Origin of the sequence: Streptomyces luteolifulvus (assembly GCF_008806595.1) — a bacterium.
Classification (GTDB): Bacteria; Actinomycetota; Actinomycetes; order Streptomycetales; family Streptomycetaceae; genus Streptomyces; species Streptomyces luteolifulvus.
Genome location: NZ_VZRB01000014.1, coordinates 185,830 through 198,006, shown reverse-complemented (window position 1 = coordinate 198,006; position 12,177 = coordinate 185,830). Strand labels below are relative to the sequence as shown.

Genomic DNA, 12,177 nt, shown 5'->3' with positions numbered 1-12,177 from the left:
ACCTCCTCACCATCCACCGCCACCGCACCCCGCGTCACCACCACCAGCATCCGGTCCGCCCGCAACTCATCAGCCAGGAACTCCTGCACCCCGAGCAAGGCCTCCCGCACGACCTCCCGTGCCGGCCGGCCACCGGACACCACCTCCAGCACCTCACCCACCCCAACACCCGTCCCGCGACCGGCATCCGGCAGCACGTTCCACCGCACCGCGAACAACCCGTCCCGCCCGCCGGACACAGCCGCCTCACGCAACGCCTCCTTCGACAACGGTCGCAACAGCAACGACTCCACGGTCGCCACCGGCGCACCCATGGCATCCGCGACCGTCAGCGACGCCTCCAGGGTCTCCGCCTCCTGGTCGGACACCGCCAGCCGGACCCGAAGTGCTCCGGCGCCCACTGCGTGGACGGTCACTCCGGACCAGGCGAACGGAAGCCTGGCCGTGCCCGCCTCGGTGACGACGCCCGGCAGCAGGGTGTGCAGGGCCGCGTCCAGCAGCGCAGGATGCAGCAGATAACGGCCGGCCTCCGCCCGCAGCCCCTCCGGCAGCACGACCTCCGCGAAGAACTCACCCTCACCCCGCCAAACCCGCCTCAACCCCCGGAACGCCGGACCGTACGCATAACCGAGCTCCGCCAGACGCTCATACGCACCCTCCAGCGAAACCTCCTCCGCACCAGCAGGCGGCCACACCGTCAACGCCTCACCCACCGGCCCCGCCGACGCCAGCGAACCACGCGCATGCAACGTCCACGGCACCTCACCAACCAGCACCTCCCGCTCGGACCGCGAATAGACCTCCACCGACCGGACCCCAGCCCCATCGGCCTCACCCACGACAACCTGAACCTGCACACTCCCCTCAGCCGGCAACACCAACGGCGCCGACAGCACCAGTTCGGCGAGCGTCTCGGTGCCGGTCTGTTCGGCGGCGCGGACGGCCAGTTCGACCAGGGCTGTGCCCGGCAGCAGGACCGTGCCGTCGACGGCGTGCTCGGCCAGCCAGCCGTGCGTGTGCCGTGACACCAGTCCGGTGAAGACATGGGCGTCCCGGTCGGCCAGGCGCACGGACGCACCCAACAGCGGGTGCTCGGCGGGGGTCAGGCCCAGTCCCGTCGCGTCGAGCGGAGCGGCGGGGCCGTCCAGCCAGTACCGCTCGCGCTGGAAGGCGTACGTCGGCAGCTCGACGCTCTCGGCTCCGGGGAAGACCCTGGTCCAGTCCGGGGTGGCTCCGCGCAGGTGCAGCAGGGCCAGCGACGCCGCGACGGTCTCCGCCTCGGACCGCCCGCGCCGCAGCGCCGGGGTGAGAAGTCCGGCCTCCTCGGTCAGACATGCCTCGGCGAGCGTGGTCAGGACGCCGTCGGGGCCCAGTTCCAGGTACTCGGTGACGCCCTCGGACTCCAGGAACCGTACGCCGTCGTAGAACCGGACGGCACCGCGCATGTGGCGGACCCAGTAGTCGGGTGACGTGAGGTCCTCGTCGGTGGCGAGGACGCCGGTCACGTTGGAGACGACGGGGATCTCGGGGGCCTTGAAGGTCAGCTCCGAGACGATGTCGCGGAACTCGTCGAGCACCTCGTCCATGTGCGGGGAGTGGAAGGCGTGCGAGACGGCCAGCCGCGTCACACGGGTTCCCTTGGCCCGCCAGTCCTCCATGACCGCCATGACGACGTTCTCGTCGCCGGAAATCACGGTGGAGCGCGGGCCGTTGACGCCCGCGACGGCGATGCGGTCCTCGGTGTAGGCGAGGAGGGAGCCGCGTACCTCGTCCTCCGTGGCCTGGATCGCGGCCATCGCACCGTCCTCGCGGGCGGCCTGCATCAGCCGGCCGCGCTCGGCGACCAGGACGCAGGCGTCGGTGAGGTCGAGGACCCCGGCCAGATGCGCCGCGGTGACCTCGCCGAGGGAGTGGCCGAGCAGGTAGTCCGGCCTGGGGCCGTAGTGCTCGAAGAGGCGGAACAGGGCGACCTCTACGGCGAACAGCGCGGCCTGGGTGAAGGCCGTCTGGTCGATCAGTGCGGCATCGGCGGAGGTCTCCGGGGCGAAGAGCACCGCCTTGACGGGACGGACCAGTTCCGGGTCCAGCTGCGCGCACACCTGGTCCAGCGCTGCGGCGAACACGGGGCTCGTCTCGTACAACTCGCGTCCCATGCCGAGTCGTTGGGCACCCTGACCGGTGAAGAGGAAGGCGAGCTTGCCGGCGCGGGCAGTGCGGGTGGCGACCACGCCGCCGATCTTTTCGTCGTCGGCCGATCCGGCGAGCGCGGCCAGGCCCTTGAGCAGGGCCTCGCGGCTGTCGCCCAGGACGGCGGCGCCCTGGTCGAGCAGGGCGCGTCCGGTGGCCAGCGACGAGGCGATGTCGGCCGCCTCCAGCTCCGGTGTCGCCTCGACGAAGGTGCGCAGGCGCTCGGCCTGGTCACGGACGGCCTTCGCGTTCCTGCCGGTGATGATCCACGGCAGGACGCCGGTGGTCGTGTCGGACGGCTTGGTGGCGGGCGGCTGGGCCGGGGGTTCTTCGATGACGATGTGGGCGTTGGTGCCGCTGATGCCGAAGGAGGAGACGCCGGCGCGGCGGGGCCGGCCGTCGGGCGTCGCGGGCCATGCGCGCGCCTCGGTCAGCAGCTCGACCGCACCGGATTCCCAGTCGACATGACGGGACGGTTCGCCCGCATGCAGCGTCCTGGGCAGAACGCCGTGACGCATCGCCTCGATCATCTTGATCACACCACCGACACCGGCCGCGGCCTGCGAGTGACCGATGTTCGACTTCAACGAGCCGAGGTACAGCGGCTTGTCGGCCTGCCTGTTCCGGCCGTAGATGGCCAGCAGCGCCTGCGCCTCGATCGGGTCACCCAGACGCGTGCCGGTGCCATGCGCCTCCACCGCGTCCACATCAGAGCTGCTCAGACCGGCATTGGCCAGCGCGGCCCGGATCACGCGCTCCTGCGACGGACCATTGGGCGCCGTCAACCCATTGCTCGCACCGTCCTGGTTGACCGCGCTGCCCCGGATCAGGCCCAGCACCCGGTGCCCGTTCCTGCGGGCGTCCGACAACCGCTCGACAAGGAGCAGACCAACCCCCTCCGACCAGCCCGTGCCGTCCGCGTGCTCGGAGAAGGACTTGCAGCGACCGTCGGCGGACAGGCCGCGCTGACGGGAGAACTCCACGAAGGTGTGCGGGCTGTTCATGACCGTGACACCGCCCGCGAGGGCGAGGTCGCACTCGCCGTTGCGCAGTGCCGTCGCGGCCATGTGCATGGCCACCAGCGAGGAGGAGCAGGCCGTGTCGACAGTGACGGCCGGGCCTTCCAGGCCGTAGGTGTACGAGAGACGGCCGGACAGGACGCTGGAGAGGTTGCCCGCGAGCAGGAATCCCTCGAACTCCTCCGGCGTGGCCTCCAGCCGGGACGCGTAGTCGTCGTACATGGCGCCGGTGAACACGCCCGTCGCGGTGCCGCGCAGAGTGGCCGGGTCGATGCCCGCGCTCTCGAAGGTCTCCCAGGCCGTCTCCAGCAGCAGGCGCTGCTGCGGGTCGGTCGCGGTCGCCTCGCGGGGCGACATGCCGAAGAACTCGCGGTCGAACAGGTCGGCGTCGTGCAGGAAGCCGCCCTCACGGACATAGGACGTGCCCGCTCGGTCCGGGTCCGGGTCGTACAGCTTCGCCATGTCCCAGCCGCGGTTGACCGGGAACTCGCTGATCGCGTCGATGCCGTTCGCCACGAGGTTCCACAGGTCCTGGGGCGAGGACACTCCGCCCGGGTAGCGGCACGCCATGCCCACGATCGCGATCGGTTCATCGGTGCGGGTCCGGGCGCGTTCCCGTTGGGGCTCGGGTGTATCGGCGGTCACCGCCTCGGTGAGCAGGTAGTCGGCGAGCGCCGTGGGTGTCGGGTGGTCGAAGACGGCTGTGGTGGGCAGGCGCAGGCCGGTGGCGGCGGTGAGCCGGTTGCGCAGGTCCACGCCTGCCATCGAGTCGAATCCGAGGTCGTTGAACGCGCGGGCCGGGTCCACCGCGGCGGCGCCCGAGTGGCCGAGCACGGAGGCGACGGTGGTACGCACCAGGGTCAGGGTGGCGTCGCCCCGCTTGGCCTCGGGCAGTCGGGCGATCTGCCGTGCCCAGTCGGACCCGGCACCGGCCGGGGTGCCGGCCTGCGCGAGGCGGCGTGGACGCGTGCGCACCAGACCCCGGTAGAGGGCCGGGACCGGGAGGTCGCCGGTCGCGAGTCGGGCCGGGTCGAGGGCGACGGGCGCGAGGAGTGGTTCGTCGGCGGCCAGTGCCAGGTCGAACAGGGCGAGGCCCTGTTCGGGGGTGAGCGGTGTCATGCCGGCCCGGGCCCAACGGGCGCGGTCGGTGTCGGTGAGGGTCGCGCCCATGCCGTGTGTGGCGTCCCACAGGCCCCATGCCAGTGAGGTGGCGGGCAGGCCGTGGGCGGCGCGGTGCTGGGCGAGCGCGTCCAGATAGGTGTTGGCTGCCGCGTAGTTGGCCTGGCCCGCGGTGCCGGTGAGGCCGGACACCGAGGAGAAGAGGACGAAGGCGGTCAGGTCCAGGTCGCGGGTCAGTTCGTGCAGATGCCGGGCCGCGTCCGCCTTCGGGCGGAGGACGGTGTCCAGTTGAGCCTCGGTCAGCGTCTGCACGGTCGCGTCGTCCAGGACGCCGGCGGTGTGTACGACGGCGGTCAGCGGGTGGGCGGCCGGAACGGAGGCGATCAGGTCCGCGACGGCGTCCCGGTCGCCGGCGTCGGCGGCGGCCACGGTCACCTCGGCGCCGAGCGCGGTCAGTTCGGCGCTCAGCTCGGCGGCTCGGGGGGCGCCGAGGCCTCGGCGGCCGCTGAGGAGCAGGTGCCGTATCCCGTGGGCGGTGACCAGATGGCGGGCGAACAGCGCGCCGAGCCCGCCGGTGCCGCCGGTGATCAGGACCGTGCCGTTCGTGTCGAGGCGGGAGGTGGGCGCCCCGGCTGCCCGGAGGGTGCGGGCGAGCCGGGGCGCGTGCAGCCGGCCGTCGCGAACGGCCAGCTGCGGTTCCTCGGCGGCGAGCGCGGCCCGCAGCACATCGTCGGCCGCGGCGTCGTCGTCGAGGTCGATCACTACGATCCGCTCGGGGTGTTCGGACTGCGCCGAGCGGATCAGGCCCCAGACGGAGGCCCCGGAGAGGTCCACGGCGTCGGTGGCGCGGGCGGCGACGGCGTGCCGCGTCACGAGGGCGAGCCGGGAGTCGGCGAACCGCTCCTCGGCCAGCCACTCCTGTACGAGGCGCAGCACGCGCCGGGTGGCGGGCCGCGGGTCGCCCTCGTCGTCGGTGGCGGCGGGCACCCGGACGACCATGACGTCGGCCGCTTCGACGGCGTCGAAGGAGTCGTCTGCCTCGGACCAGGTGAGGGTGGTGTCCGCCGGGGGCGAAGGCAGCTCCGTCCACTCCACCGTGAACAGGGAGCCGGTGTGGTCGTGCGAGGCTGCCGCGAGGCGGTCCTGGGGCACGGGGCGCAGCGTGAGCTCGGCGGTGGCCACGGGGGCGCCGGTGGTGTCGGCGAGTGTGATCGTGGTCCGTCCGGGGCCGGCGGGCGAGATGCGGGCGCGCAGGGCGGAGGCGCCCGTGGCGTGCAGGGTGACGTCGTTCCAGCTGAAGGGCAGCAGGATGTGCGCCGGGTCGCTGTGGGCGCCCGCGTCCAGCACCAGCGGGTGCAGCACGGCGTCGAGCAGCGCGGGGTGCAGGCCGTATGCGGCGGCGTTCTCGGCCGGCCCCTCGGGCAGTCGCACCTCGGCGAAGACGTCGGTGCCGCGCCGCCAGACGGCGTGCAGGCCCTGGAAGGCGGGGCCGTAGAGGTAGCCGAGGGCGGCCAGTCGGTCGTAGACGCCTTCGAGGTCTTGGGGCTCGGCGCCGGTCGGGGGCCAGGAGGCGAGGTCCTCGTCGGCGCCGGGCACGGCGGCGGGAGTGAGGACGCCGGTGGCGTGCCGCGTCCAGGGCAGGATGCGGTCGTCGGCGTCCGGGCGGGCGTGGAGGGTGAACTGCCGCTGCCCGTCCGCGTCCGGGGCGCTCACCGCCGCCTGGAGGCGGACGGCTCCGTGCTCGGGGAGCGGCAGCGGCGCCTCCAGGGTCAGCTCCGCCAGGTGCGGGGCGCCGAGGTGCTCGCCCGCGGCGACGGCGAGTTCGACGAACAGTGTGCCCGGCGCGATGACGGTGCCGACGACGGTGTGGTCGGCCAGCCAGGGCTGGGCGGCACGCGAGAGTCGGCTGGTGAACAGCGTGTCCGCACGCTCCGCGAACTCCACGGCGGTGGTCAGCAGCGGGTGCTCCGCCGGGTCGAGGCCGAGGCTGCGGGCGTCGGTGCGCGGGGTGGCGTTCAGCCAGAAGCGGGTGCGCTGGAAGGGGTAGACCGGCAGGTCGGTGCGGCCCGCGCCGGGGAAGAAGGAGGCGACGTCGAGCGGGGCGCCGTGTGCGTATGCCTCGGCTGTCGCGGCGGCGAAGGTCTGCGTCTCGGGGCGGCCGGCGCGGAGCAGGGGCAGGGCGGTGACGTTCGGGGTGTCTGCCAGGGTGCGGCGGGCGAGCGCGGTGAGGGCGGCGTCCGGGCCGACTTCGACGAGGACGGTGGCTCCCTGGGCCGCGAGCTGGTGGGTGGCGGCGGCGAAGCGGACGCTCGTGCGGATCTGGCGGGTCCAGTAGTGGGGGGAGGTGAGCTGCTCCACGGTGGCGGTCTCACCCGTCACCGTGGAGATTATCGGTATGCGCGGGGGGTGGAAGGTGAGCTCGTCCGCGACGGCGCGGAAGTCCTCGAGGATGCCGTCCATGTGCGGGGAGTGGAAGGCGTGCGAGACGGTCAGCCGGTGGGTGCGGCGGCCCGCCGCCCGCCAGGTCCCGGCGATCTCCTCCGCGATGTCCGCGTCGCCCGAGATCACCACGGAGGACGTGGAGTTGACGGCGGCGACGGACACGGCGGACTCGTGTCCGGCGAGCGAGGCGGCGATCTCCTCCTCGGTGGCCTCCACGGCGATCATCGCGCCGCCGGCCGGTGCGGACTGCATGAGACGTCCCCGGGCGGCGACCAGCTTGGCGGCGTCGTGCAGGGAGAGGACTCCGGCGACGTGCGCGGCGGCGAGTTCGCCGATGGAGTGCCCGGCGAGCAGGTCCGGGGTCATTCCGTGGTGGGCCAGCAGCCGGAAGAGCGCCACCTCGACGGCGAACAGCGACGGCTGGGTGTACGAGGTGAGGTCGATCAGCCCCTCGCCCGCGCCCTCCCCGAACAGCACGTCGCGCAGTGGCACGTCGAGCAGCCCGTCGAAGGCGGCGAACACCTCGTCGAGAGCCGCGGCGAACACCGGCTGCTGCGCGTACAGTTCGCGTCCCATGCCGACGCGCTGGGCGCCCTGCCCGGTGAACAGGAACGCGGTGCGCCCCGTCGCGGTGGTGTCGCCGGTGAAGGCGTTCGGCGCTCCGTCGCCCTCGGCGAGCGCTGTCAGGCCGGAGAGCAGTTCCTCGGTCCCGGAGGCGAGGACGACGGCACGGTGCTCGAAGGCGCTGCGCGTCGTGGCCAGCGAGAAGCCGACGTCGGCCAGGCCGGCGCCGGAGTCCGTCACCCGCGCGGCCAGCCGCCGCGCCTGCTCACGCAGGGCATCGCGGTCACGGGCGGCCAGAACGAACGGCACGGGCAAGCCGGCGGGGGCGGTGTCGGCGGGGGCGGTCCCGTCCGGAGCCGCGACCGGTGGGGCCTGTTCGAGGACGAGGTGGGCGTTGGTGCCGCTGATGCCGAAGGAGGAGACCGCGGCGCGGCGCGGACGGTCGGTGGCGGGCCATGCGCGGGACTCGGTCAGCAGGGCGACGGCGCCCTCGGACCAGTCGACATGGCTGCTCGGCCGGTCCACGTGGAGGGTCCTGGGCAGCACGCCGTGGCGCATCGCCTGGACCATCTTGATGATGCCGCCGACGCCCGCGGCGGCCTGGGTGTGGCCGATGTTGGACTTCAGCGAACCGAGGTAGAGGGGGTTGCTGGCGTCGCGTGCGAGACCGTAGGTGGCCTTGATCGCCTCCGCCTCGATCGGATCGCCGAGGCGGGTGCCGGTGCCGTGGGCCTCGACGGCGTCCACGTCCGCGGCGGTCAGGCCGGAGTCGGCCAGCGCCTGCTGGATGACGCGCTGCTGGGACGGCCCGTTGGGGGCGGTGAGGCCGTTGCTGGCGCCGTCCTGGTTGACGGCGGAGCCGCGGATCACACCGAGGACGGGGTGGCCGTTGTGCTGCGCGTCGGACAGGCGCTCGATCACGAGCAGGCCGACGCCCTCGGACCAGCCGGTGCCGTCGGCGCCGTCCGCGAAGGGCTTGCAGCGGCCGTCGGGCGCCAGCCCGCGCTGGCGGGAGAACTCCACGAACATGCCCGGTGAGGACATGACGGTGGCGCCGCCCGCGAGGGCGAGGGTGGTCTCGCCGGAGCGCAGGGAGCGGATCGCCAGATGCAGGGCGACCAGTGAGGAGGAGCAGGCGGTGTCGATGGTGACGGCTGGTCCCACCAGGCCGAGCTGGTAGGCGATACGGCCGGACATGACGCTCGTGGTGGTGCCGGTCAGCACGCTGCCCTGGACGGCCTCGGGGGCGTCGTCCAGGCGGGGCCCGTACTCCAGGGCGGTCGCGCCGACGAAGACCCCGGTGCGCGTGCCGCGCAGCCGTGCGGGGTCGATGCCCGCGCGCTCGATGCTCTCCCACGCGGTCTCGAGAAGCAGCCGCTGCTGCGGGTCCATGGCCAGGGCCTCGCGCGGGGAGATGCCGAAGAACGCGGCGTCGAACTCGCCGGCGTCGTGGAGGAATCCACCGTGGCGCACGGCGCTGTGGCCGGGCCGGTCGGGGTCCGGGTCGTACAGATCCTCGGGCCAGCCGCGGTCGGCCGGGAACTCGGTGATGGCGTCGCCGCCCTGGGCGACCAGGTGCCACAGGTCCTCGGGCGAGGCCACCCCGCCCGGGTACCGGCAGGCCATGCCGACGATGGCGATGGCTTCGCCGTCGGCGGGTGCCGCGGCCACGTAGTCCGCGGCGGCGGCCTCGCCGAGAAGCCGGGCCTCGAGGAACTCTGCGAGCGCCTGCGGGGTGGGGTGGTCGAAGAGCAGGCCGCCGGGCAGCTTCAGTCCGGTGGCCCGGGCGAGGGTGCCGCGCAGTTCGGTGGCCATCAGGGAGCTGAAGCCCAGGTCCCTGAACGGCGTGTGGGCGGGCACCCGTTGACCCGGCTCGTACTCCAGGACCGCCGCGATGTGCGGGTGGAGCAGTGCTTCCACGGTGCGCCTGCGTTCCGCCTCGCCGAGTGGGGCCAGGCGGCGGCCCAGCTCGCCGCGCGGAGTCGCCCCGGAGGCCGGGGCGGTGTGGGCCGGGGCCGTGTGGGCCGGGGCGGATTCGCCGGAGGCGGTCCACGGCAGCGGGTCGACGGCCTTGCGGACACCGTCCAGCCAGTAGGGGCGGCGCTGGAAGGCGTACGTCGGCAGCTCGACGTGACGCGCGGACCGGTCGCCGTACAGCGCGGTCCAGTCGACCTCGGCACCCCGAGTGAACGCGGTGGCCAAGGCGGTCAGCGCGGTCAGCGCTTCGGACCGGCCGGCACGCAGCAGTGGTACGGCGGCGATGGCCTCGGCGTCCATCGCGCAGTCCTCGACGAGGGAGGACAGGACGCCCTCGGGGCCCAGCTCCAGGAAGGTGGAGACGCCGGCGCTCTCCAGAGTGCGGACCGCGTCGAGGAAGCGCACCGGGCGGCGGACCTGCTCGACCCAGTAGTCGGGCGACGTGAACTGCCCACGGGTCACCGGCTCTCCGGTGACGGTGGAGACGAGCGGAATTACCGGCTCCGAGTAGTCCAGGGAGGCGGCGACCGTGCGGAACTGCTCCAGCATCGGGTCCATGTGCGGGGAGTGGAAGGCGTGCGAGACGGTCAGGCGCTTCGTCCGGCGGCCCCGGTCCCGCAGTACGGCGGCGACCTCGGTGGCCGCGTCGGCATCACCCGACAGGACGAGGGAGTCGGGGCCGTTGACGGCGGCGACGGCGAGCGTGCTCTCGCGGCCCGCAAGCAGGGGCAGCACCTCGGCCTCGGTGGCCTGTACGGCGATCATCGCGCCGCCCGTGGGAAGGGCCTGCATCAGCCGGGCGCGGGCGGCGACCAGCCGCGCGGCGTCGGCGAGGGAGAGCACACCGGCGACATGCGCGGCGGCCAGCTCGCCGATGGAGTGCCCGGCGAGATGATCGGGGCGCAGGCCCCAGTGCTCGACGAGGCGGAACAGGGCGACCTCGACGGCGAACAGCGCGGGCTGGGTGGCCCCGGTCTCGTGCAGGGCGTCGTCGTCCGCGACGATCTCGGCGAGCGGGCGCCCGAGCAGCGGGTCGAGGTGGGCGGCGACCTCGTCGAAGGCGGCGGCGTAGACCGGGAACTGCGCATACAGCTCCTGGCCCATGCCGGTGCGCTGGGCGCCCTGACCGGTGAAGAGGAAGGCGGGCCCGCCGGGTCGCACGGCTCCGGTGACGACTCCGGTGGCGGGGGTGGCGGTGGCGAGTGCGTCCAGAGCGCCGAGCAGCGCGTCGTGGCCGTCTCCGAGGACGACGGCCCGGTGGCCCAGGAAGGTGCGGGTGGTGGCCAGGGCCCGGCCCAGGTCCTCGGCCGACGGCCCGGGGCGGCCGGCGGCGACGGCGCGCAGCTTCGTGGCCTGGGCCCGCAGCGCGTCCTCGTCGTGGCCGGTGACGACCCAGGGCAGCACGGCGGGGGCCTGCGGGGTGCTGCTCCGTTCCACGGGAACGGGCGGGGCCTCGGAGAGGACCACGTGGGCGTTGGTGCCGCCCATGCCGAAGGAGCTCACGCCCGCGACCAGCGTGCGGTCCTCGTCGGGCCAGGCCGTGAGCTCACGCTGTACGGCGATACCCAGCGCGTCCAGCGGGATCCTCGGGTTGGGCGTCTCGAAGTTCAGGCTGGCCGGCAGCCGTCGGTGGTGGATGCTCAGCAGCGTCTTGATCAGGCCCGCCATGCCCGCGGCGCCTTCGAGGTGGCCGATGTTGGTCTTCACGGAGCCGACGCGCAGCGCGCTGTCGAGCGTGCGGCCGGTGCCGAGCGCCGCCCCGAGCGCGGCGGCTTCCAGCGGGTCGCCGACCGGGGTGCCGGTGCCGTGCAGTTCGACGTACTGCACCTCGCCGGGGGCGATCCCGGCGCGCTCGTACGCCTCGCGCAGCACGGTCTCCTGGGCCTCGGTGCTCGGCACGGTGAGCCCGTCGGTCGCGCCGTCGTTGTTGACGGCGCCGCCGAGGATGACACCGTAGACGCGGTCTCCGTCGGCCTGGGCACGGCCGAGCGGCTTGAGGAGGACCACGCCGCCGCCCTCGCCGGGCACGAAGCCGTTGGCGCGGGCGTCGAAGGTGTAGGTGGTCCCGTCGGACGAGAGCGCCCCGAAGCGGGACTCGGCGACGAGGTTCTCGGCGAGCAGGTTGAGGTTCACACCGGCGACCAGCGCACCGGTCGACTCACCGGCGCGCAGGCTCTCACAGGCCAGGTGGACGGCGACGAGGGACGAGGACTGGGCGGAGTCCACGGTCATGCTCGGACCGTGCAGACCGAGGTGGTACGAGACGCGGTTGGCGATCACGCCCCGGTTGACGCCGGTCATGGTGTGCTGGGTGACGGCCTCGGTGCCGCGCAGGTACAGCAGGTTGGTGTAGTCGTCGCGCAGGGTTCCGACGAAGACGGCCGTCCTGCTGCCGCGCAGGCCGGCGGGGACGACCCCGGCGTCCTCCAGTGCCTCCCAGGCCAGTTCCAGCACGAGCCGCTGCTGCGGGTCCATCGCCGCCGCTTCCCGCGGGGAGATGCCGAAGAACGGGGCGTCGAACCCGTCGACCTCCTCCAGGAACCCTCCGCGCCCGGCACCGAGGGCCCGGCCGTCCGGACCCCAACGCCCTTCCGATACGGCTGTGATGGCGCTGTCGCCGCGGGAGAGCAGGTCCCAGAACGCGGCCGGACCCTCGGCACCGGGGAGCCGGCACGACATGCCGATGACAGCAATGGGCTCCGCCCGCTCCCCGGCCGCGCCGCCCTCCCAGGTGGATTCTGCGTGGGTGTCGTGCTCGCTCGTCGTCACTGTCGGGTGCCCTTTCAGCGTCAAGCAACGGTCCAAGACTTCCGCCTGCGCATTTCCGAGCCCGAACGGCTCCACGAGGCTTCAATCGACGGTATTGACT

Annotated in this window: 1 protein-coding gene; it reads right to left on the bottom strand. The window is 73.4% G+C overall.

Annotated elements, in window-relative coordinates:
• Positions 1–12,077: type I polyketide synthase (locus F7R91_RS21510; protein WP_225320728.1), on the bottom strand; the 12,077-nt coding region annotated here is incomplete at its 3' end.
• Positions 12,078–12,177 lie beyond the last annotated feature (100 nt).